We start from the raw sequence: 21,534 nt of genomic DNA, 5'->3' as shown, positions 1-21,534 counted from the left end.
GTTGCTCCAGGGCTCAGCGCGTGCGCGTGGGCTCACGCTCTCCTTAAGGAAAGGCCTATGTCTGCTCGCTGTGTGCAGGGCTAGTTTGGGATGTGCCCAGGCGGGCTCGCCCCCCGGCATTTCTCACCACTTCACTGCACCAGTGAAAAGGAGACGCAACATGTCGACTTCAACAACGTTTAACCCTTCTCCCTTTGCCAGCAATACCGTGACTCACTTGGATCGTGTCCTTCACCACGATCAACGCGGTGGCGAACGCACAATCAACGGCAAACCTTCATATACCGTCGAGCAGGCCGCCGATGAGATAACCCGTGACAATTCCCGTTGGCACGATACCAATGGCGATGGAAAAACTGATGTCACCTACCAGTTTCGAACGACGGCCGGGCCGTTTTTTCGGGCATTGGGCCTGAGTGGGTTCAGTGAGTTCAATCAGGCCCAGAAGGATTCAGCGCGGCAGGCCATGGACCAATGGTCGGATGTGGCGAATGTGCGCTTCACCGAACAGGGTCAGGGAGCGGTGAGTGAGGGCAATATCAACTTTGGAAACTTCAATGAAAGCGCTGACGGCAAAAACGCTTTCGCGACGACGCTGCCTTCTGAAGCGACACAGCGATATCTGGCGGCAAACCCGCGTATTCCACGGTTCGGTGCAGCCTCTGAAATATGGCTGGCCGGATCGGATGAGGTCCATACAGCCCCCAGCCATTCCAACGACGGGCACAGAACCACCGCCCACGAACTGGGGCATGCCCTGGGGTTGTCGCACCCGTTCAGAAGCCTTCCTACAGGTTCGAGTTACGCGACGGCTACCTACGCGGAGGACACCAGCGGGCATAGCATCATGAGCTACTGGAGTGAGCAGCATACTGGCCAGTCCTTCGTAAAAAACGGCATCAACTACCAGCCCTCTACACCGATGGTGGATGACATGGCCGCCATCCAGAAACTCTACGGGGCGAACCACGAAACCCGGACGGGCGATACCACCTATGGCTTCAACTCCAATGCCGACCGTGAGGCTTATCGTTTGAGTTCATCCAGAGACGCTCCGGTGTTTACAGTCTGGGACGGTGGTGGTGTAGACACGCTGGATTTTTCTGGGTTTAGCGATAATCAGGTGATCAATCTCAACGAGGGCGCACCGTCGGATGTCGGCGGGATGAAAAAGAATGTATTCATTGCCAAGGGCACGACCATCGAAAACGCCAAGGGTGGGGCGGGAAACGATATTTTTATCAGCAACCTTACCCAGAACATATTGACTGGCGGCGGTGGCAGGAACTCCTACCTGTTCTTGAATGCGCAGCAATCGACACCGCAGAGTCCTGATCGAATCACCGACTTCGTGTCGGGCAAGGACAAGATCGACGTGTCCAACCTGCGGGCGACGGGGCCAGAGGCTACTTATGTGGATGAGCGTGACGTTTCAGTGGTTGATGAAGCGCTGCATGGAGTTGAATCAGCGCCGAGGCGTGACATTGCGGAAAAACCCATGAGGTTCGTCAGCCGGTTTACCGGTGAAGGTCGACAGGCCATTTTGGAGTACGACGCTCAAGCCCATCAGTCCACGCTGCAGATTGACCTGAACGGTGATCGTCGCGCCGACTTCCTGCTCAAGATTGATAGTGAGCAGCCTTTGAAGGGCTCCGATATCAAAGCCTAATCCCGCAGCAACCTGTAGTCGGAGCCGGTCAGCCGGCTCCTGCAGGTGATCGCGTTTCAGGTGGGCGTATGCGGTGCTTGCAAATGCTGGGTCGGGAACGCCCTGGCATACGCCTGGCATACCCGCAGCACCTGTTCATCGGCAAACCGCGCCCCCACCACATGCAAGCCCACCGGCAAACCATTGGCCGCCAGCCCGCACGGCACCGAGGCCGCCGGTTGCTGGGTGAGGTTGAACGGATAGCTGAAAGGCGTCCACTCCATCCACTCGCCCAGCCCGGAGCCCGGTGGCACGTTATGCCCGGCGTCAAAGGCGGTGATTGGCAGCATCGGCGAGACCAGTAGGTCGTAGTGCTCATGGAACGCCGCCATGCGCGCCACCAATGCCGCCCGGGCCTCCAGGGCGGCGCTGAAGTCGGCCAGGCCGAGGCGTTCGCCCTGTTGCGCAATGCGCAGCAGGCCGGGGTCGAGCAGCTCGCACTGGGCGTCGGTCAACTGCCCGGTCAGGCGCGCCGCGCCGGCACACCACAGGGTACTGAACACCTCCAGCGGATCGCTGAAGCCCGGGTCGATCTGTTCGACATGCGCCCCCAGTTGCACCAGGCCCGCGACCGCTTGGGCGACCACCTTGGCCACCTGCGGATCGACGTCCACGTAACCAAAATCCGGGCTGTAGGCGATACGCAGGCCCTTGAGGTCCGTGCCCGGCGTGAGCCATGGCGTGTTGCGCGGCGCGCCGATCAGGCCGTCCCGGGCATCCGGTTGGGCCACGGTTTGCAGCATCAGCACTGCATCTTCCACGGTGCGGGTCATCGGCCCCAGGTGCGAGAGGATCGTCATCGAGCTGGCCGGCCATTGCGGTACGTAGCCAAAGGTCGGCTTGATCCCGAAGGTGCCGGTAAAGGCGCAGGGAATGCGGATCGAGCCGCCAGCATCGCTGCCCTGGTGCAACACGCCAAGGTTCAGCGCCGCCGCTGCACCCGCGCCGCCGGACGAACCACCGGCTGTGGTGCGCGTGTCCCAGGGGTTGCGGGTGATGCCGTACAGCGGGTTGTCGGTGACGCCTTTCCAGCCGAATTCCGGGGTGGTGGTCTTGCCCAGCAACACGGCGCCGGCCTTGCGCATAAACGCCGAAAACGGCGCGTCAACGTCCCACGGCCCGGTGGCGGAGGAGGTGCGTGAGCCCTTGCGTGTGGGCATGCCTGCTGTCAGGGTCAAGTCCTTGATCGACGCCGGCACCCCGTCCAATGCCCCGCAGGGCGCGCCCTTGAACCAGCGTTGCTCCGAAGCCCGTGCGGCGTTCAAGGCGCCCTCGGGGTCGACATGGCAGTACGCGTTGACCACCGGGTTGTAGCGCTCGATGCGCAGCAGAGTGTCTTCGGTCACTTCCACCGGCGACAGGCTCTTATTCCGGTAGCGTGCCAGCAGTTCTACAGCCGTCAGGTTGGCGATCTGCGTCATGCTGCGTCACCTCCCTGTTGCGCGGCATTGACCATGGCCCGCAGCAGCACCGCGCAGCCGGCGGCCAAATCATCCGGCGCGGCGTTTTCGATTTCGTTGTGGCTGATACCGCCTTCACACGGCACAAAAATCATCCCGGCCGGGCCCAGTTCAGCGACAAAAATTGCGTCGTGCCCGGCGCCGCTGACAATCTCCATGTGGCTCAGGCCCAGTACCTGGGCGGCATCGCGCACGGCGTTGACGCAGGTCGGATGAAAGTCCAGCGGCGGGAAGTCGGCGGTGGGCGTCAATTCATAGCTCAAACCATGCTGCTTGGCTGTGGCTTCGATCACTTCACGCACTTCATCGACCATGGCCTGCAGCTTGTCGGCATGCAGGTGGCGCAGGTCGATGGTCATCTGCACTTGGCCGGGAATCACGTTGCGCGAGCCCGGATGCAGGGTCAGGCAGCCGACCGTGCCGCAGGCATGGGGTTGCTGTTGATGAGCAATGCGGTTGACCGCACTGACCACCTGCGCGGCACCCACCAAGGCGTCCTTGCGCAGGCGCATGGGCGTGGGGCCGGCGTGGGCCTCGACGCCGGTGAAGGTCAGGTCGAACCACTTCTGGCCCAGGCAGCCCATGACCACGCCGAGGGTGATGGCCTGATCTTCGAGGACCGGGCCCTGTTCGATATGCGCCTCGAAGTAGGCGCCCACCGGGTGCCCGAGCACCGCACGCGGGCCGGCGTAGCCGATGCGCTGCAGCTCGGCGCCCACCGACAGGCCTTGCTCATCCTGCTTGTCGAGGGTTTCCTGCAGGTCGAATTTGCCGGCAAACACTCCCGAGCCCATCATGCACGGCGGGAAGCGTGAGCCTTCCTCGTTGGTCCATACCACCACTTCAATCGGTGCTTCGGTTTCCACGCCCAAGTCATTCAAGGTGCGGATCACTTCCAGGCCGGCCATCACCCCATAGCACCCATCGAACTTGCCGCCGGTGGGCTGGGTATCGATATGGCTGCCGGTCATCACCGGTGGCAGGTTGGGGTTGCGCCCGGCGCGGCGGGCAAAGATATTGCCGATCGCATCCACGCTGACGCTGCACCCGGCCGCTGTGCACCACTGCACAAACAGGTCGCGGGCCTGGCGGTCGAGGTCGGTCAGGGCCAGGCGGCATACGCCGCCCTTGGCCGTGGCGCCGAGTTGGGCCAGGTCCATCAAGGATTGCCACAGGCGGTCGCGGTTGATCAGCGGGGCATTGCTCTGGAGCGGTTGCGCAAAACTATTCATCAGCAGTCTCCGGTCAGGCACTCAGGGCCAGGTAGCGGTTCTTGATCGTCGGGTCGGCGCGAAACGCCTCGGCGCTGCCTTCGTAGACCACGCGGCCCTGTTCGAGTACGTAGTGGCGGTCGGCGAGCTTGTCGCAGACCAACAGGTTCTGCTCCACCAGCAGCACTGGCAGGCCGTCGTCCTTGATCTTGCGCAGGATCTTCACCAGTTCGTCGACGATCACCGGAGCCAGGCCCTCGGTGGGTTCATCGAGGATCAGCAGCTTGGGATCGTTGAGCAGGGCGCGGGCGATGGCGAGCATCTGCTGCTCGCCACCGGACAACGCATGCCCGGCGTTTTTGCGCCGCTCCTTGAGGCGCGGGAACATCGTGTACACGTCCTCCATCTGCCAACGGCTGGTCTTGCGCACGGCAATGCGCAGGTTTTCCTCGACCGTAAGCAGGCGGAAAATCCCGCGGTTCTCCGGCACCAGCGCTAATCCCTGGCGGGCAATTTCAAAGATTTTCTGCCCCACCAGCGGTTTGCCGTTGAAGTGAATCTGCCCCTGGCGCGGGCAGATAATCCCCAGGATGCTGCGCAGGGTGGTGGTCTTGCCGGCGCCGTTACGGCCGAGCAGGGTCACCAGTTCGCCGGGATTGACAGTCAGGGACACGCCCTCGAGGACGTGGCTCTTGTCGTAGTAGGAATGGATATTGTCGACGGTCAGCATCAGGCGGCCTCCCCCAGGTAAGCACTGCGCACGCGCTCGTCGGCGCGCACGAATTCCGGTGTGCCCTCGACCAGGATCTGCCCGTGGCTCATCACAGTGATGCGTTGGCTGATGGACATGACGATGCTCATGTTGTGCTCGATCAGCAGCACCGTATGGTCGCGGCCCAGGTCGCTGATCAGTTGGGTCATGATTGGGATATCGTCGATGCCCATGCCCGACGTGGGCTCGTCGAGCATCAACAGCTTGGGCTTGGAGCAGATCGACATGCCCACCTCCAGCACACGCTGCTGGCCGTGGGACAGCTCGCCGGCCAGGGTCTCGGCGCGGGCGGTAAGTTGCAGGCGCTCCAGGACCTGGTCGGCCATCTCCAGGTGTTCACGCTTACTGTCCACGCGGCGCCAGAAGTTCAGGGCACGTGCGCCGTCACGGCCCTGGGCGGCCAGGCGCAGGTTTTCGCGCACGCTGAGGTTCTGGAACAGGCTGGTGAGCTGGAACGAACGCGCCATGCCCAGGCCGACACGGCTGTGGGCCGGCTTGCGCATCAGGTTCTGGCCGTCGAAATGAATCGCCCCGGCGGTGGCCTGGCGTTCGCCGGTCAGGCAGTGAAACAGGCTGGTTTTGCCGGCGCCGTTGGGGCCGATAATGGTGTGGATGGTGCCGGCTTCGACCTTGAGGTTGACGCCGTTGACGGCATGGAAGGCGCCGTAGGCCAGTTCCAGGTCTTTGGTTTCCAACAGGATGCTCATAGCAGCTCCTCCTTGGTCACGGCGGCGGCCTTGCGGCTGCCACGCACACGTTCGAACAGCGCCGACAGGCCGCCCCACAAGCCTCCGCGCATAAAGATCACCACCAGGATCAGGATCACCCCCAGCAGCATCAGCCAGCGCGGCCACAGATCGGAGAGAAAGTCCCCCAGCAGCACGATGGAACCGGCCCCCAGCAGCGAGCCGAACAGCGAGCCGGTGCCGCCGACGATGGTCATGATCAGGATGTTTTCCGACATCACCAGGTCGATGTTGGACAGCGGCACAAAGTGCAGGAGCATGGCGTACAGCGCCCCGGCGATCCCGGTGACCGCGCCAGACAGCACAAACACGAGGATCTTGAAGTGGCGCGTGTCGTAGCCGATGGCCGAGGCGCGGGTTTCGTTTTCGCGGATCGCCATCAGCGTGCTGCCGAACGGCGAGGCGATCACCCGGCGCGCGCCGATAAAGATCAGCAGGAACAGCACCGCGACAAAGCCATAGAACACCCGGGCGTCGGCCAGGGACAGCAGCACTGTGTCACCGATACGGATTTCCGGGCGCGGCACACTGAGCAGGCCGTTGTCGCCACCGGTCCAGTCGCTCAGGGTGTAGGCCAGGAAGTAGGCCATCTGGCTGAAAGCCAAGGTCAGCATCACGAAATAGATGCCGGTGCGGCGGATCGCCAGGGCGCCCACCAGGAAGGCCAGGAACCCGCCGACCAGGGCCGCGCCGAGTAGCGCGCTGAACAGGCCCAGTTGCAGGTGGATCATCAGCAAGGCGGCGCAATAGGCACCGGCGCCGAAGAAGATGCCTTGGCCGAACGACAGCAGCCCGGTGTAGCCCAGCAACAGGTTGCAGGCCAGGGCGGCGAGGGCAAAGATCAGGATCTCGGTGGCCAGGGTTGCCGAGGGCAGGATCAACGGCAGGCCGATCAGTACCGCCAGCACCCACAGCAACATGGCCTTGGATTGAGTTTTAGCAAACGGCAGGGGATTTTTCTCGCTCATGTCAGGCTCTCCCGAACAGGCCGTAAGGGCGTACCAGAATCACCACGGCCATGGCGCCGTAGATCATCAGGCTCGCGCCTTGGGGCCACAGGGTGGTCATCAGGCTCTGCACCACGCCCACCAGCAGGCCGCCCACCAGGGCGCCGCCGAACGAGCCCATGCCACCGATCACCACCACCACAAAGGCGATGCCGAGGATCTCCGGGCCGACAAAGGGCTGGGCGCCACGCAACGGTGCAAACAGCACCCCGGCGATCCCGGCCAGGGCCACGCCGAGGGCGAAGGTCATGGAGAACAGGCGGAAAATATTGGTGCCCAGCAGCGACACGGTCTCGGTACTTTCACTGCCGGCCCGCACCAGGGCGCCAAAGCGCGTGCGCTCCAGCAGTAGCCACAGGCCCAGGCCCACCAGCCCCGAGAACACAATCAAAAACAGGCGGTAGTAGGGATACACGAAGTCGCCGACCACCAGCACCCCGCGCAGCAGTTCCGGCACGGCGACGCTTTTGCCCACCGGGCCCCAGATCATCACGCTGGCTTCCTGGATGATCAGCGCGATACCCAGGGTCACGAGGATCTGGAACATGTGCGGCAGGTGGTAGATCCGCTGGATCAATAATCGCTCGATCAGCCACGCCAGCGCGGCCACCACCAGCGGCGCGATCAGCAGGGCCAGCCAGAAGCTTTCGGTGAGGCTGACGGCGGTGTAGCAGATGTACGCCCCCAGCAAAAAAAACGCGCCGTGGGCGAAGTTGACGAAGTTCAGCAGGCCGAAAATGATCGTCAGCCCGACCGCAATCAGGAAGTAGATCATCCCCAGGCCCAGGCCATTGAGAATCTGGAACAGGTAAAGATTGAGCATGCAGGAATCCTCCAACAGGCGGCCGCGGTCAACGGCCCTGTCGTGTGTTACCGGTGAAAGTGGGCGGATCAGCCGAGCTTGCAGCCCGTGGCTTCTACCGGTGGGAACGACTGGCCGGAGCTGAGGACTTTGGCCAGGTCATCCTTGTCGGCCATGTCGCCCGTGGCCTTGCCCACCAGCAGGTAGTAATCCTTGATCACCTGGTGGTCGCCGGCGCGGATCGTTTCCTTGCCGGTCGGGCCGTCGTAGCTCAGGCCCTGCATGGCCTTGGCCACGGTGGGGCCGTCGAAGCTGCCGGTGGCCTTGATGGTGTCGAGCATGACTTTGGTGCTGATGTAGTCAGCGGCCAGCGGGTAGGTGGGGTTGATCCCGTATTTGGCCTGGGTCAGCTTGACCAGCTCACGGTTGAGTGGGGTATCGACCTGGTGCCAATACTGCGCGCCGAGGTACACGCCTTCGAGTACATCACTGCCCAGTTCCTGGAACTGGTCGAGGCCGGCGGACCACACCAGCAGCACTTTCATGCGCTCCTTGATACCGAAGTTGACGGCCTGGCGCAGGGTGTTGGAGGACTGGCTGCCGAAATTCAGCAACACCAGCACGTCGGGCCGGGCGGCGATGGCGTTGGTCAGGTAGCCGGAGAATTCCTGTTCCTGCAATGAGTGATAGCTGTTGCCCACATGCTCCAGGCCGTTTTCGGCCAGCACGCTCTTGGCGCCTTCGAGCAAGGCTTCGCCGAACACGTATTGCGGGGTGATGGTGTACCAGCGCTTGGCCTCGGGCAGCAGCTTGATCAGCGGCACCAGGGTTTCGCGGATCGCGCCATAGGTGGGCACCGACCAGCGGAAGGTCGCACTGTTGCAGTCCTTGCCGGTGACTTCGTCAGCGCCCACCGGGGTCATGAACACACCGCCAACCTTGTCCACTTCCTTGGCCACTGCCAGTGCCGAGGACGACAGGGTGCAGCCCTGGAAGAACCGCGCGCCGTCCTGGCCGATCGCCTCCTGGACCTTGCGCACCGCCTTGCCGGCGTTGCCTTCGGTGTCGATCACCTTGTAGTTCAGTGGGCGCCCGAGGAGTTCGGGGTACTGGGCCACCGCCAGGCGTGAACCCATGTCGGCAAACTTGCCATAGCTGGCAAAGGCGCCAGACATGGACTTGAGGCCGTAAAAGGTAAACGGTTCGGCGGCGAATGCACTGCGCACGCCCAGCGGAAGGCTGAGCGCGGCGGCGGCGGTGAGGCTGGCTTTCAACAACGTACGACGCTGCATGGGGTGACTCCCTGGTTTAGTTATTGGCAGGAGTGGCAATGGCGATACGGTGGAGCACGGCCTGTGGGCAGGCCTTTTTTATTGAGGTGAAACACGGTCAAAACTGTAGGCGCAGGCAAGCCAGCTCCTACAGGGGATTTGGGGTGTTTTCAGGAGTGGTCGAACTCCAGCAAAAAGTGTGGGCTGACCTGGCCTTCCAGCGCGGTCATGTGGTGTTCGGCGTCGCACATGTGTTCATGCATCAGGCTGCGCACGGCGGCTTCATCGTTGGCGCGAAACGCGCTCAGCAGTTGCTTGTGATAGTCCAGGTTGGCCGCGTCGAATTGCTTGCGCTTGGGCTTGTAGGCTTTTTTCAGCACCACCAGGTCGCGCAGCAGGTCGTTGAGGAACTGCGCCATAAAACTCAGCAGCGGATTGGGGCATGCCCTGGCCAGCAGGTTGTGGAACTCCAGCTCCGCCAGGCGCTGCTCGCGCTGGCCGGCCTCGCTGTCTTCCGGCGCACTGCAAAAGTCCACGTTGTCTTGCAGGGCGCGATAGTCGTCTTCGCTCAAGCGGCCCAGCACTGACACTGCCAGTTCCACCTCGATTACCTTGCGCAGTTGATACACCTGCTCGCCATCCAGGTGCTGGAAGTGCAGGTAGTTGCGCAAGGCGCGGCTGGCCGGCTCCGTGCCGGCCTGGTTCAGGTACGCGCCACCGGTAGGGCCGGTGCGGGTGCTGACCAGGCCTTCGACCTCCAGGGCCTTGAGCGCTTCGCGGGCCGAGCCCTTGGAGCATTGGAAGCTCTCCATCAATTCGCGCTCGGTGGGCAAGCGGTCGCCGGGCTTCAAGGCATCGGTGACGATCGAGCGCTTGACCGACTCGACAATCACATCGGAAAGCTTCTGGCGTTTGCGTCGCAGGGGGCGGCTGAGCATGGTTTTCTATTTATCGTATTAATGCGGATAAATAGCACTTAATAGGGGTTGGGGCGGGGCGTCAACGGCAGGGGTCGTTTTCAGTTAAAACAGGTCGTAAACCACGTCCATGGGCCCCATGTGGGAGCGGGCTTGCTCGCGAATGCGCTGTATCAGCCGACATATCCATCACTGGCCCACTGCATTCGCGAGCAAGCCCCCTCCCACAGTTGATGTGTCGTGCTCATAAAATCTGAGCCTGGCGCAGTAATTGCCTGCCATAGCGCTCCAGTCTTTGTGCAGGAGCACCCGAGCATGCAATTACGAGCCTTGCGGTATTTTCACGAGGTGGCGCGCTGCGCCTCGTTGCGTAAGGCGGCCGAGCGTTTGTACGTCACGCCCACTGCCGTCAGCCGGCAGATTGAACACCTCGAACACTTCTTTGGCGCCGCCCTGATTGAGCGCGGCCCGCGCGGTATCCGCCTGACGGTGGAGGGTGAGTGCCTGGCCGAGCAGGTCACCAGCACCCTGCGCGGCCTCGATCAGGTGCGCGATGTGATCGCCAGCCGGCAGAGTCAGGTGGCGGGTAACATCAGCATCCATGTGTCAGAAAGTATCGTTTCCACAGTGCTGGCGCCGGTGCTTGCGGCGTTCTACCGGGCGCACCCCAAGGTCACCTTCAATATCGTGATCGCCAGCGCCTCGGCCACCCTCGACGCCCTGTGCAGTGGCGAGGCCGACCTGGGCCTGGCGTTCTATCTGCAGGAACGGGCCGATGTGGAAGTCACCGCACAATGCGAGTTGTGGCACCGGGTGCTGGTCAGTGCCGAGCACCCCTTTGCCCAGCGCGACAGCATCGAACTGCGCGAACTTGAAGGCCAGCCCCTGGCCATTCCTGACTCGGCGTACGGCGTGCGCCAGGCCCTGGAGATGGCAGCAAAAAAACGAGGAGTGACGATCCAGCCGGTGTTTACCACCAGCTCCCTGGAAGTGCAGAAAAGCCTGGCCCGGCAACGGGCGGCGGTGTTGATCCTGCCCCAGGTGGATGCCGACGCCCGCGACCTGGGCGATGGCCTGGTGGCGGTGCCGATTGCCGATGAGCACCTGGGGCGAATCCGCATCGACCTGTGCGGGTACCGCAACCGGCCGCGCTCGGTGGCGGTGCTCAAGTGCCAGGAAATGCTGGCCAGCGCGATGCAGCGTTGTGCGCTGGTGGACTGAAGCCTCAGTTGCCCAGGCAGTCGCTTGCCGGCGGTGGCTGCCTGCCGTGTGCCAGGTAGGCACCCGCCCAACGATTTACGCAGCGGCTGGCATCGACGACGGAACTGCCCTGTAGATAAGGCCCCTTGAGCCGCAATGTGGCGGGCAAGGATTCGAACGCCGGGGTGGCAGCCTCATCGGGCTCTACCAGCACCATGCGTTCGATGCGATCGGCAAACAGCCCGGCGTAGCCGGCACCGAGCACGTTGCCTTGGGCGATGCCCAGGAAGCTGATCCGTTGCTCACCCAGTTGCTGGCGTACGAAATCCATGTCCCAGGCCGATTGCTCGTTGTCGGCTGCTGTGCGGGCGTTGCGCGGGCTCAACTCGATGACATCGTAGAACTGGGTCAGCGTGCGGTACGCCTCGGTGTTGTAGTACTTCCAGACTGTGGCCAGGTGCACCGCGAACACCCCGCGCAAATCCGCTTGTGCGGTAGCCGGGCGGGTGAAGATCACACCCCGACGCTCCAGGGGCTGACGGGCACCGACCCGGGTGAGGGTCAGGCGCAACGTGCGTGTGTCCGCGGCCTGATGGTTTTGCGGCACGGTGACGATGCCGCACTGGGTGCGTGCCATCACCTCCTGGTCAAGGGCCCGCCCGGGCAGGCGCGGGCAATCCACCAGCCACTCGATACCCGGCGGTGCGGCATGGCCAGGGGAACTCAAGAGCATTAACCATCCACTGATGACGCAAAGCGCTGCTGCTTTCAAAGGTTTCATCCGCGTTCCTGGGTAACCGTCCGTAGGGGACAGGCTTTTTACCAAGCGCGGCGGCGAGCCAATGCCGGAGCAGTCTCATGCAGGGTGTAAGAATTCTGAATATTACCCGTCGGCATTGACTGGTGCCGACGGGCGGGTGTCAGAACAGGTTGATGGGGAAGTTGCCGACGATCCGGAACTCGTCGTAGCTGCCGTCAATTTGACCGCCGCTGGCGCGGTGGTTGTAGACGATGGTGCGCAGTACGGTGTTCTTCAATTTCCCCGATTGCACCACGTAGGCCAGCATCAAGCCGTTTTCATTGTGCTTGGCGTTATCCAGGCCGCGCACGTTATAGCCGGTGTTGTGGCCGTTGCGATCCCCCTCGTAGTGTGTGCCGTCGATGCCCCAACCCTTGGCGTGCCACAGGCTGGCGGTCAGACCGGGCACGCCGTAGGCGGCCAGGTCGAGGTCGTAGCGCAGTTGCCAGGATTTTTCGTTGGGGCCGTTGTAGTCCGAGTACAGCGAGTTGGCCATGTAGTTGCCGGTGGACTCCCACACATAGTCGAAGTACTCGTTGCCGAACACCTGTTGCCAGGCCAGGGTCAGGCTGTGGGCCTGGTGGTTGGCGGTCACGGCCAGGCTGGCGGCGTCGTTATCGATGTAACCCAGGCGCTGCTGGCCGGAATCCTGGGTGTGGTAGTAGTGCAGGGCGGTCTTGAGCGCCACCGCGTTTTTGTCGCCGATACGGTGGGTCAGCCCCAGGTAGTACTGGTCCCACATGTCCTCGAAGCGCGAGCCGTAGAGGCTGGCTTCCAGGCCGTAGCCCGGCTTGAGCGTGGCCCCCAGGTAGCTGATGCGCGCGCCGCTGTAGGCGCGGTTGCCAAAGGTGGTAGTCAGGCGTTCGGCGCCGGTGCCGGTGCGCGGGATGGCCCGGTCGAAGCTGCCGCCCTGCACCGACAGCCAGTCCCGTTCGTTGCTGTACAGGCCCACGCCCTGGAAGCTGGAAGGCAGGGCGCGGTTGTCCTTGTAGCGCAGGATCGGGTTATCGGTCATCAAGCGCCCGGCCTTGAGCTCGGTGTTGGACAGGCGAAACCGCACATCGCCCACCCCCAGCCGGCTCCAGGTCGGGATCGCATCGCCGTCGCTGTCCACCAGCACGCGGTCACCGCCATTGGCCACCTTGCCATGCCCGCGCTGCAGGTTGACCGCGCTGAATACGCCGACATCGACCCCCACGCCAATCACGCCCTGGGTGTAGCCGGAGCTGTACTTGAGCATGGCGGTCTGCACCCAGGTTTCGCGCACGCGGGTGCGTTCGATGCCGGCGGGTTTCTGGATGCTCAGGTAGGTGCTGCGCTGGGTGTGCTGGTTGGAGTAGTAGTGACGCAGGTTCAGGTCCAGGCTGCTGCCTTCGATAAAGCCGGGGGCGCTGGCCTGGGCGTTTTCTTGAGCAAAAGCCTGGGTACCGGACGCCAGGGCGGCGGCCAGGAAAAGACGTGGATACATGGTGAATCCCCACACAAAGAAGAGTAAGGCGACCGCTGAGGCCGGGCACAGTACCTGTGGCAAGCAGTCTTGCCACAGTAGGGATAAAGCGATCAGCGAACCGGGGCTTCTCTGAGCCGGGTTTCGCGGGCCGGGGTGCCGGGCAGCACAGGCCGGGTTTCCTTGGCGAACCAGGCGGCGGTGAGGCACACCAGGTTGGCGATCAGCAGGTACCACACCGGTGACATCGGGTCGCCCGTGGTGCCGATCAGCCAGGTGATGATGATCTGTGCGGTGCCGCCAAACGCCGCCACACCAAAGGCGTAGACGATAGAGAAACCGGTGGAGCGCACGGATTTGGGGAAGCTTTCCACCAGCAACACGATCAACGCCGCGCCGCTCATGCCATGCAGGCCGGACAGCAGCGCCAGGGTCAGGAGGAAGGTCGACGGGCTGGGGTGTTCGGTCATCAATTGCAAGGCCGGGAACAGGATCAGCAACAGCACCACCCGGGGCGTCATCAGGATCACCCGGCGCCCGAAACGGTCGCACAACATGCCGCCAGCCACTGCGCACACCGCCATGGCCGCACCGGCCACCAGGGTCGAGAGCATGGAAATACTGGTGGGCAGCTTCAGCTCAGTCAGGGCAAAGGTGGTCATGTAGTTGAGGAAGTACTGGGTGATGGTGCTGCCCGAAAGGATCAGCAGGCCCAGGACCAGGGCGCGCCGATGCTTGCCGCAGACTTCGCGCACCAGGTCGCCGGTGCTGGTGGTTTCGCCCTGGCCGTGGAAGGTCTCGGCCAGGTTGCGGCGGATATAGATACCAATCGGCAACACCAGCAGGCCAAACACGAACGGCACGCGCCAGCCCCAGCTGTTGAGGTCTTCGGGGGACATGACTTTGGTCAGGGTGTAACCCACCAGCCCGGCGGCCATGGCGGCGACGCCCTGGGCGACCACTTGCCAGCAGGCATAGGTGCCGCGTTTGTGCGGCGGCGCGGCTTCCAGGATATAGGTGGTGGCGGGGCCGGCTTCACCGCCCCAGGCCAGGCCCTGAATCATGCGGGTGACCACCAGCAGGATCGGCGCGGCAATCCCGATGGTCTCGTAGCCGGGCAATATCGCAATACTGCCGGTGCCCACCGCCATCATCACCAGGGTCAACAACATCGCCGGCTTGCGCCCCACGCGGTCGGCGTAGGCGCCAATCAGCACCGCGCCCAGGGGCCGCACGATAAAGCCGATGCCAAAGGCTGTGACCGAGAGCATCAAGCTGACGAAGGCGCTGTCGGACGGGAAAAACGTATGGCCGATCATCACCGCGAAGGTCGCGTAGACCCCAAAGTCGAAAAACTCCACGGCATTACCCAACACCACAGCGAAGATGCTCTTGCGACCGGCGTCCGGCGATGGCGTTTCGGGTGTGTGCTCGGGACCCTCGCGAGTCAATTGTTCAGTGTGCATACCAGCCCCTCGATTTTAGTTATAGGTCGTCCAGACCCCGGCCTTGGGGCCAGGGAACGGGCGTGTGGGTGGGCAGTTCAGTTACAGCGTCAAGGTCAGTTGGGGTTCGGCCATTGGTGGATTGCGCCACGCCAGCTCTCATAGGTTTTTGCGATTTGCAGCAGCCAGATATCGGCAAAACGCGGTGCGATCATCTGCAGGCCGATGGGCATGCCATCGGCGGCGAAACCACAGTTGATCGACAGCGCCGGTTGCTCGCCCATGTTCCAGGGCACGGTGAACACGATGTGTTCGAACGGTAATTGCGGGTCATTGCTCGGTGACGGCCATTCGGCGGGGAACGCGTTGACCTGGTTGGTGGGCGACAGGATCAGGTCCAGGTCGCTGAAGGCCTGGGCGGCGCGGCGGCGCATCTCGAAGGTCTGGTTGAACCCCTGCACCGCCTGCACGCCGCTGATGTCGGCACCGGGCGCGGCCCAGTCGCGGATGTACGGCAAGACCTTATCGAATTGCTCGCTGCTCAACGCCGACAGGTCGCCCCATTGCCGGGCGCGCCAGAATTGGTCGAGGCCGTCGAGCTGGGCGCGGTCCATGATCGGCGGGATCAGCGTGACCTTGGCGCCATGGGCTTCGAACAGGCGCGCGGCGTGTTCCACCGCCTCACACACGAAACCTTCCGGTTGCAGGCCGGCGCCGGGTTCCAGCATCAGGCCGACGCGCAGGCCCTTGACCGACAGCGGCTGGTTGCTCCACTCGCTGGTGAGCGGCGGCAGGCTGGTGGCGTCGCGGGCATCGGGGCGGGCCAGGTGCTGCATCATCAGCACGCAGTCGTCCACCGTACGGGTCATGGGCCCGGCGGTGCGCCCGGTGTAGTAAGGGTCAATCGGGATACGCCCCAGGGTCGGCTTGAACCCCACCAGGCCGCACCAGGCGGCGGGCAAACGCACCGAGCCGCCGATGTCGGTGCCGATATGCAGTGGCCCGTAACCGGCGGCGGCCGCAGCGGCAGCCCCCGAGCTGGAACCGCCGGTGTTGTTGGCAGTGTTCCACGGGTTGCGGGTGATGCCATGGAAGCTCGACAGGCCGGAGGAGAGCATGCCGAAATCCGGGACAGTGGTCTTGGCCAGCACAATCGCCCCGGCTTCCCGCATCCGCGCGGCGGGCGGGGCGTCCCTGAGGGCCGGGGTCAGGCGGGTGGCGGCACTGCCGAGGGGAATCGGCGTGCCTTCGGTAGCCACCAGTTCCTTGATGGTCACGGGCACGCCATCGAGCACCCCATTGGGCTGGCCTTTGTTCCAGCGCTCGGTGGAGGCCTGGGCTTCCCGGCGCACCTGCTCGGGATCGAAGGCATACAGGGCGCGGATCTGCGGCTCCCAGCGGTCGATATGGCCCAGCAGGTGATCGTAGTAGTCGATGGGGGAGAGCTGGCGACTGGCGAAATGCGCCAGCAATTGCGCGGCCGTGAGGTCGTGAAGGTCGGTCATTGAGCGCTTCCTGGTGATGGGCCCTGGGGCTCATGGCGGGTGGCTGTTGGACCCGACTATATAAACCCTGGGGGGCAGCGACCATCACATTCGAAGCGGTGCAGTGTTGCGTTTTTGTGTGCACTCAATTGTCACGACTGTGGGAGCCGGCAAGCCCTAATGCCCGTCAGTTAAGCGCAGATCCCCTGTGGGAGCGGGCTTGCTCGCGAAAGCAGTAGGTCAGTCAACATCAATGTTTGCTGGGCCGACGTCTTCGCGAGCAAGCCCGCTCCCACACTGGATCAGCGCAACAATGGCTCGATGGCTTGCCGGACCCGTGGATCGTCACAGTGCGCCACATTGAAACGCATAAACTCGCCCATCCCCGACTCATACCCAAACAACGCCCCCGGCGCCAACACCATGCCGCGCTTGAGCCCGGCCTCGGCCAATTGTTCAGCGTTAACCCCGGCCGGCAGGCGCGCCCAGAGAAACATCCCGGCCTCATACCCCATGGGCAGCTCACAGCCACAGCGGCGCAACCACTGTTCCACCCGCGCACCGGCTTCCAGCAGGCGCTGGACCATGCGCTTGCGGTGCCGCGCATAGCTGCCCTCGCTGAGCAGGCGGTAGACCAGTTGCTCGAACAGCTCCGAGGTCACGCCGCCGCTCATCAACTTCATATTGGTCAGGTTGGCCGCCAGTTGCGGTGCGGCCACCACATAGCTCATCCGGGTATTGGCGCTGAGGGTTTTCGAGAAGCCCGACAGGTACGTCACCTGCTCCAACCCGGCAAGTGCCGCCAGGCGGGGCGGCGGGTTGGGGTGCAGGTCGCCGTAGAGGTCGTCCTCGATGATATGGCAGTGATACTGACGCATCAGTTGCAGCAAGCCAAAGGCCTGGGCTGCACTGAAGGAATGGCCGGTGGGGTTGTGCAGGATGCTGGTGGTCACATACAGGCTGGGCCGGGCCTCGGCGAGCAACTGCTCCAGGGCCGTCAGGTCGAGCCCGTCCGGGCCACGCGGCAGTGTCAGCACCTTGACCCCGTGCAGTGCCAGGTTGGCGTGGAAGTTGAAATAGCACGGTGCATCCAGCAGCACCGTGTCACCGGGGCGCGCCAGCAGGCGCATCAACATGTCCAGGCCTTGCAGGGTGCTGGGCGTGGTGATGATCTGTTCCACCGGCACCGCCAGGCCATCGCCCTGCAGTTTTTGTTGCAGGGCCTGGCGCAGGGGCAGGAAACCCGCTGGCGTACCCATGCCGGCAACCCGCAGGGAAGGGGCCCGCACCACACTGCGCAGGGCCTGGCGCATGGCTTCGGAATCGAGCCAGTCTTCGGGCAGATGCCCGCCACCGGGGCGTAGCTCGCCCTGGCCGGTCAGCATGGGGCGGCGCAGCACACTGAGCAAATCCTGGGGCAGCAGGTCCACCCAGTTGCTCGACGACGGCTGCGTCTGGCGCTGGGCCACAAAGTGCCCACGGCCTTGGCGCGAGGTCAGCAGGTGTTGGCCGCGCAGACGGTCCAGGGCTTCATTGATGGTGAATTTTCCGACACCCAACTGCGCCCCCAGCTCACGCACCGACGGCAGTTTGCTGCCAGCGGCCAATTCGCCTTGTTCGATGGCACGGGCGAATGCCTCGACGATCTGCTGGACCTTGGGGGCGTGCTCATGAAAGTGGATCTGCGGAAGGGCCATCGCGACGTCCTGAAGTTTGCCGGTCACTTTACCGGTAAAGCCTGCGTGAATAACCGCCGAGTTTACCTGCCCGACACGGAATTCGCGCCCTAGACTGCGCAACATTCCTCCCCGCCGCGAAATTACCCACCATGGTCACCGCCCTTACGCTGTCTTCCTTTCTGTATTTTCTGGTGTTGTGCAGCACCCTGGCCTTCAGCCCCGGCCCGATGACCTTGCTGCTGCTGAGCCTGGGTCTCAAGGACGGCCTGCGGCACTCCTTGCCGGCCCAGTTCGGCGCCAGCGTGTCGTACCTGATTTCGATCCTGGTCTTTGCCGTGGGCTTTTCCGAGCTGATCAAGGGCTACCCGCTGATTACCCAGGGCATCCAACTGGTGGGCGTGGCCTATATTCTGTACCTGGCCTACAAGCAGTGGACCAGCAGCGGCGTGCAGATCACCGCCGCCGGGCACGGGCCGGAGACGCCCCGCGGCCTGTTCGGCAAGGGCTTGCTGACCGGCCTGTCCAACCCCAAGGCAATCATCCTGTTCAGCGCCGTGTTCCCGCAGTTTGCCGCCGTCGGGCAGGACAGCGCCGCTGGTGACATCGCCATCCTCGGCCTGACATTCCTGATCCTGCAATTCGCCAGCGGCTGCCTGTATTGCTACTTCGGCCAACGCATCAAGCATGTGCTCGAGTCGCCGCGCAAACGCGTGCTGTTGCAGAAGGTCACGGCAGTATTGCTGCTGGCGGTGGCGATGTTGTTGGCCCGCGGTTTCTCCAGCTAGTCCGCTGGCGTCAAGGGTTTGGCAAGGCGATTGGCGTCTGCAGTAACTGTCTGAGCGGTACTGGCTATTTGCCTTTGCCCTGATAGACTTTCAGCATTCATCCAGGATCAGCCAGATCATGTCAGCCGCAGGAGGAAAAGGACTTCCGCTCGCCAAACGCCTGTACAAATCTCGGACCCTGGGGCTGACGCTCGGCTTTGTCTGTGTATCGGCCGGCATGTACCCACTGGACCCGCCTGGCTGGGTCTGGGCCTGGATGCTGATCAACGCCTTCGCCTGGCCGCACCTGGCCTACCAAATGGCGCGCCGCGCCGAAAACTCCCTGCGCGCCGAGCGCCGCCACCTGTTGGTGGACTCGTTTTGTGGGGGCTTCTGGGTCGCTGCCATGCACTTCAACCCGCTGCCCAGCGTCACCACCCTATCGATGATGACCATGAACAACGTCGCCATCGGTGGCCTCCGATTTATGCTGATGGGGTGGGTGGCCCAGGCACTGGGCATCGGGGTGGCGCTGCTGCTGTTCGCCCCGGCCTATATCGCCCTGACCACGCCCGCCCAACTCTACGCCTGCTTGCCGATCCTGATGCTCTATCCGCTGGTCCTTGGGTGGATCTGTTATCGCCAGGCCATCACCCTGGCCCGGCATAAACGCGAACTCCTGGCCCTGAGCCGCACCGACAGCCTGTCCGGGTTGCTTAACCACGGCGCGTGGAAAGACCAACTGGAAATCGAATTCGCCCGCTGCCGGGGCGGCCAGCAGGGGGCCGCCATTGCGTTGATTGATATCGACCATTTCAAGACCATCAACGACACCTACGGCCACGTAACCGGCGATATCGTGCTACGCCAGTTGAGCAAGATCCTGCGTCAGAACCTGCGCGCCACCGACCTGGCCGGGCGTTACGGCGGCGATGAATTTTGCGTGATCCTGCCGGACATGCCCCTGGGCCACGCCACCGAAATAATGGACGCCCTGCGCGACCGCTTCAGCTCCCTGGGCTACGCCCAGGACCCCACCCTGCGCGCCAGCCTGAGCATCGGCCTGGCACCGTATCAAGCCTCCCACGACGACGCGACCAGTTGGCTGAATGACGCCGACCAGGCGTTGTATGAGGCCAAAAGCGGCGGGCGCAATCGGGTGCGGTCGATGCAGGGAGGGTGGGTGCGGTCGGTTTGAAGGGCCGCCGCCATCTCCGGCAAGGACACAACTCCCCATTAATCAGCATCAATAGTTGGTGTTAGTTGAATTTTTCATAGTCCTCTGCACCTAAAGATGCCAGCCACTGCTTAAAAAAATCGATTTGGTCTTGAGGGTTGTTTGTAAGATTGCTCTCTTCATAGTCAAATATATGAACTATGTCTTCGTTTGAGGCTTGTTTGCCCAGCGTCATTTCGTATGCGACAAGCCCAGCGGACATTTGTGAAGCCATTCTGGAAGGCATAACATTTATTTTTGCCCCCTTGCATAAGAATGTTATATGAGGAAAGTCCGATCTTATTTTTGCAAGGCAAACATAAATGTCTTTTTCCTGATAGATTTTTTTATGATTATCAGCCTCCGAAAATGTCATTGTGAGTTTCTTGGAATCGTACTTTACGATTACCTCCGTAAGTGTATTGTCGATTCTGGCGATTATTTTTTTTGTGGTCATTCTATTTCCTATTCGGATTTGGAAGTGAGTAGCCTACATAGCTTCCATTGGCCTTAATGGGCGTGACGCCTATTATATCTTCTGGGTCTATTCTTTGATGAATGGCGAACTCTTTCTCTTTTGGATAAGGGGTCGCTTTTCCTAGTTCTATGTTTAAGTCATGTCCCGCTATACTTTTAAGAACGTATAAGTAGCCTTTCTTGGTTTTGTAGCCTGTTGCGAATTCGATTCCTACAGCTCTAGATGCAGACGTACTAATGAAGATGCTTGGAGGGTCGTCACTGTCAAAAGCGTGTAGAAGAAGATCTTCACTATTTCCTTTGCTTTTGAACCCCTCTTTGAATACTACGTCCGGATGGATTTTATCTCCACGAAAAAGGTACTTGTCATCTTCGTCTGGGGCTGGCGGTTTGGGCTCGTTTTTTTTTGTGGACGCCTTTAATGACGGGTCGTCAATGCCATTTGTCGGCGTACATTCACGTTCGCCCGGACATGAGTTCAACCCCAACGGATCCACCCACCCCGTAGGGTTGGGCACATACAAATACCCGTTCACCCCACCCGCCAACTTCACCGGGTCGGGCGTCAGGTAGCGTCCGTTATCCGGATTGTAGTAGCGATGCCGGTTGTAGTGCAGCCCGCTTTCCCGGTCGAAATATTGCCCCTGAAAACGCAGCGGGTTATCGACGGTGCTCTCGTCCAGCCGGGTGATTTTTCCGTAGGCTTGGTAATGGGCTGACCAGACGATTTTGCCGTCCGTGTTCGTCAGTTCCTGCGGCGTACCCAGGTGGTCCAGTTGGTAGTGGAACGCCTGGGTATTGGCCGGACCAAAGCCTTCCAGCAAGGCCAGCGGCCTGAAGCTATCAGGCTCGTAGAGATAGCTGCGATGCTGCCCCGCCGTGTGCTCGGCGATGACTTTGTCGCCTTGCCAGAAAAACTCAGTGGTTTTGCCCGCCACGGTTTTGCTGATGCGCCGCCCAAATGGGTCATAGCGATAACTGGCCTGGCTGCCGTCCGGTTGCGTCACGCCGATCAGGCGGTGCTGGCAGTCGTAGCGGTATTCGGTGACTAACTGCTGCGCGCGGCCACGGCGTTCGCGTATGAGGTTTCCGAAGGCGTCGTAGTCGTAATGCCGGTCGCCTTGCAGTA

The 21,534-nt window shown here is 62.3% G+C and carries 19 protein-coding genes; 4 read left to right on the top strand and 15 right to left on the bottom strand.

What is annotated here, in order from left to right:
• The first annotated feature begins 160 nt into the window (after positions 1-160).
• Positions 161-1,669 carry a M10 family metallopeptidase C-terminal domain-containing protein gene (locus tag PSFL_RS11665; protein ID WP_397470076.1) on the top strand — a complete coding sequence of 503 codons (1,509 nt, stop codon included), beginning with the start codon at positions 161-163 and terminating at the stop codon, positions 1,667-1,669.
• Between the two features lie 56 nt (positions 1,670-1,725).
• Here PSFL_RS11665 and PSFL_RS11660 read toward each other — a convergent pair whose 3' ends face one another.
• From PSFL_RS11660 to PSFL_RS11625, 8 genes are all read right to left on the bottom strand, one after another.
• Positions 1,726-3,129, bottom strand: coding sequence for an amidase (locus tag PSFL_RS11660; protein WP_057441614.1), 1,404 nt, complete (start codon positions 3,127-3,129; stop codon positions 1,726-1,728).
• Positions 3,126-4,400 (bottom strand): Zn-dependent hydrolase, encoded by a 1,275-nt coding sequence (locus PSFL_RS11655; RefSeq protein ID WP_198849014.1) that lies wholly within the window; start codon positions 4,398-4,400, stop codon positions 3,126-3,128. The genes PSFL_RS11660 and PSFL_RS11655 overlap by 4 nt, the downstream gene beginning before the upstream one ends.
• 13 nt (positions 4,401-4,413) lie before the next feature.
• A complete protein-coding gene (locus PSFL_RS11650) occupies positions 4,414-5,109 on the bottom strand; it encodes an ABC transporter ATP-binding protein (RefSeq protein ID WP_120733574.1) in 696 nt (231 codons plus the stop codon).
• Positions 5,109-5,858 (bottom strand): ABC transporter ATP-binding protein, encoded by a 750-nt coding sequence (locus tag PSFL_RS11645; protein WP_057441609.1) that lies wholly within the window; start codon positions 5,856-5,858, stop codon positions 5,109-5,111. The genes PSFL_RS11650 and PSFL_RS11645 overlap by 1 nt, the downstream gene beginning before the upstream one ends.
• Positions 5,855-6,865, bottom strand: coding sequence for a branched-chain amino acid ABC transporter permease (locus PSFL_RS11640; RefSeq protein WP_115128584.1), 1,011 nt, complete (start codon positions 6,863-6,865; stop codon positions 5,855-5,857). Before PSFL_RS11640 ends, PSFL_RS11645 begins: the two co-directional genes overlap by 4 nt.
• Position 6,866: 1 nt before the next feature.
• Positions 6,867-7,727: a branched-chain amino acid ABC transporter permease gene (locus PSFL_RS11635; protein WP_057960104.1), complete on the bottom strand. Its 861-nt coding sequence runs from the start codon at positions 7,725-7,727 to the stop codon at positions 6,867-6,869.
• Between the two features lie 68 nt (positions 7,728-7,795).
• Positions 7,796-8,998, bottom strand: a complete 1,203-nt coding sequence (locus PSFL_RS11630) for an ABC transporter substrate-binding protein (RefSeq protein ID WP_057960103.1) — start codon at positions 8,996-8,998, stop codon at positions 7,796-7,798.
• Between the two features lie 149 nt (positions 8,999-9,147).
• Entirely contained in the window at positions 9,148-9,915 is a 768-nt protein-coding gene (locus tag PSFL_RS11625; protein ID WP_057441603.1) for a FadR/GntR family transcriptional regulator, read from the bottom strand.
• Between the two features lie 294 nt (positions 9,916-10,209).
• On the opposite strand from PSFL_RS11625, the gene PSFL_RS11620 reads away from it, so the two are divergent.
• Positions 10,210-11,115 carry a LysR family transcriptional regulator gene (locus PSFL_RS11620; RefSeq protein ID WP_057960102.1) on the top strand — a complete coding sequence of 302 codons (906 nt, stop codon included), beginning with the start codon at positions 10,210-10,212 and terminating at the stop codon, positions 11,113-11,115.
• 4 nt (positions 11,116-11,119) lie between these two features.
• Here the strand turns inward: PSFL_RS11620 and PSFL_RS11615 are convergent, their stop codons facing one another.
• The 5 genes from PSFL_RS11615 to PSFL_RS11595 all read right to left on the bottom strand — a co-directional run bounded on the left by PSFL_RS11615 (position 11,120) and on the right by PSFL_RS11595 (position 17,966).
• Complete coding sequence (locus tag PSFL_RS11615) at positions 11,120-11,827, bottom strand: alpha/beta hydrolase (RefSeq protein WP_198849015.1); 708 nt, start codon at positions 11,825-11,827, stop codon at positions 11,120-11,122.
• A gap of 187 nt (positions 11,828-12,014) precedes the next feature.
• Positions 12,015-13,361, bottom strand: coding sequence for an OprD family outer membrane porin (locus tag PSFL_RS11610; protein WP_198849016.1), 1,347 nt, complete (start codon positions 13,359-13,361; stop codon positions 12,015-12,017).
• A gap of 92 nt (positions 13,362-13,453) precedes the next feature.
• Positions 13,454-14,806 carry a citrate-proton symporter gene (locus PSFL_RS11605; RefSeq protein ID WP_057960099.1) on the bottom strand — a complete coding sequence of 451 codons (1,353 nt, stop codon included), beginning with the start codon at positions 14,804-14,806 and terminating at the stop codon, positions 13,454-13,456.
• Between the two features lie 95 nt (positions 14,807-14,901).
• Positions 14,902-16,290, bottom strand: a complete 1,389-nt coding sequence (locus tag PSFL_RS11600) for an amidase (protein WP_057444291.1) — start codon at positions 16,288-16,290, stop codon at positions 14,902-14,904.
• 281 nt (positions 16,291-16,571) lie between these two features.
• Entirely contained in the window at positions 16,572-17,966 is a 1,395-nt protein-coding gene (locus PSFL_RS11595) for a PLP-dependent aminotransferase family protein (RefSeq protein WP_169960274.1), read from the bottom strand.
• A gap of 131 nt (positions 17,967-18,097) precedes the next feature.
• Here PSFL_RS11595 and PSFL_RS11590 point away from each other — a divergent pair, with 131 nt between their 5' ends.
• Positions 18,098-18,733 carry a LysE family translocator gene (locus PSFL_RS11590; RefSeq protein ID WP_057441594.1) on the top strand — a complete coding sequence of 212 codons (636 nt, stop codon included), beginning with the start codon at positions 18,098-18,100 and terminating at the stop codon, positions 18,731-18,733.
• Between the two features lie 118 nt (positions 18,734-18,851).
• Complete coding sequence (locus PSFL_RS11585) at positions 18,852-19,910, top strand: diguanylate cyclase (RefSeq protein WP_198849017.1); 1,059 nt, start codon at positions 18,852-18,854, stop codon at positions 19,908-19,910.
• Between the two features lie 61 nt (positions 19,911-19,971).
• Here PSFL_RS11585 and PSFL_RS11580 read toward each other — a convergent pair whose 3' ends face one another.
• Both PSFL_RS11580 and PSFL_RS11575 read right to left on the bottom strand, forming a co-directional pair.
• Positions 19,972-20,385 carry a hypothetical protein gene (locus PSFL_RS11580; RefSeq protein ID WP_115128579.1) on the bottom strand — a complete coding sequence of 138 codons (414 nt, stop codon included), beginning with the start codon at positions 20,383-20,385 and terminating at the stop codon, positions 19,972-19,974.
• A 1-nt stretch (position 20,386) separates the two neighbouring features.
• The coding region (locus tag PSFL_RS11575) for an RHS repeat-associated core domain-containing protein (RefSeq protein WP_397470075.1) at positions 20,387-21,534 on the bottom strand (1,148 nt) is incomplete at its 5' end.

Source organism: Pseudomonas sp. DD1 (assembly GCF_044510355.1).
In the GTDB taxonomy this organism is placed as follows: Bacteria; Pseudomonadota; Gammaproteobacteria; order Pseudomonadales; family Pseudomonadaceae; genus Aquipseudomonas; species Aquipseudomonas shahriarae.
Note: the sequence above shows the minus strand (reverse complement) of the source record. Positions and strands in the feature narration are given on the sequence as shown.

Coding starts and splice junctions, on each gene's coding strand:
- PSFL_RS11665 (WP_397470076.1), top strand. CDS start 161: ATGTCGACTTCAACAACGTTTAACCCTTCTCCCTTTGCCAGCAATACC.
- PSFL_RS11660 (WP_057441614.1), bottom strand. CDS start 3,129: ATGACGCAGATCGCCAACCTGACGGCTGTAGAACTGCTGGCACGCTAC.
- PSFL_RS11655 (WP_198849014.1), bottom strand. CDS start 4,400: ATGAATAGTTTTGCGCAACCGCTCCAGAGCAATGCCCCGCTGATCAAC.
- PSFL_RS11650 (WP_120733574.1), bottom strand. CDS start 5,109: ATGCTGACCGTCGACAATATCCATTCCTACTACGACAAGAGCCACGTC.
- PSFL_RS11645 (WP_057441609.1), bottom strand. CDS start 5,858: ATGAGCATCCTGTTGGAAACCAAAGACCTGGAACTGGCCTACGGCGCC.
- PSFL_RS11640 (WP_115128584.1), bottom strand. CDS start 6,865: ATGAGCGAGAAAAATCCCCTGCCGTTTGCTAAAACTCAATCCAAGGCC.
- PSFL_RS11635 (WP_057960104.1), bottom strand. CDS start 7,727: ATGCTCAATCTTTACCTGTTCCAGATTCTCAATGGCCTGGGCCTGGGG.
- PSFL_RS11630 (WP_057960103.1), bottom strand. CDS start 8,998: ATGCAGCGTCGTACGTTGTTGAAAGCCAGCCTCACCGCCGCCGCCGCG.
- PSFL_RS11625 (WP_057441603.1), bottom strand. CDS start 9,915: ATGCTCAGCCGCCCCCTGCGACGCAAACGCCAGAAGCTTTCCGATGTG.
- PSFL_RS11620 (WP_057960102.1), top strand. CDS start 10,210: ATGCAATTACGAGCCTTGCGGTATTTTCACGAGGTGGCGCGCTGCGCC.
- PSFL_RS11615 (WP_198849015.1), bottom strand. CDS start 11,827: ATGCTCTTGAGTTCCCCTGGCCATGCCGCACCGCCGGGTATCGAGTGG.
- PSFL_RS11610 (WP_198849016.1), bottom strand. CDS start 13,361: ATGTATCCACGTCTTTTCCTGGCCGCCGCCCTGGCGTCCGGTACCCAG.
- PSFL_RS11605 (WP_057960099.1), bottom strand. CDS start 14,806: ATGCACACTGAACAATTGACTCGCGAGGGTCCCGAGCACACACCCGAA.
- PSFL_RS11600 (WP_057444291.1), bottom strand. CDS start 16,290: ATGACCGACCTTCACGACCTCACGGCCGCGCAATTGCTGGCGCATTTC.
- PSFL_RS11595 (WP_169960274.1), bottom strand. CDS start 17,966: ATGGCCCTTCCGCAGATCCACTTTCATGAGCACGCCCCCAAGGTCCAG.
- PSFL_RS11590 (WP_057441594.1), top strand. CDS start 18,098: ATGGTCACCGCCCTTACGCTGTCTTCCTTTCTGTATTTTCTGGTGTTG.
- PSFL_RS11585 (WP_198849017.1), top strand. CDS start 18,852: ATGTCAGCCGCAGGAGGAAAAGGACTTCCGCTCGCCAAACGCCTGTAC.
- PSFL_RS11580 (WP_115128579.1), bottom strand. CDS start 20,385: ATGACCACAAAAAAAATAATCGCCAGAATCGACAATACACTTACGGAG.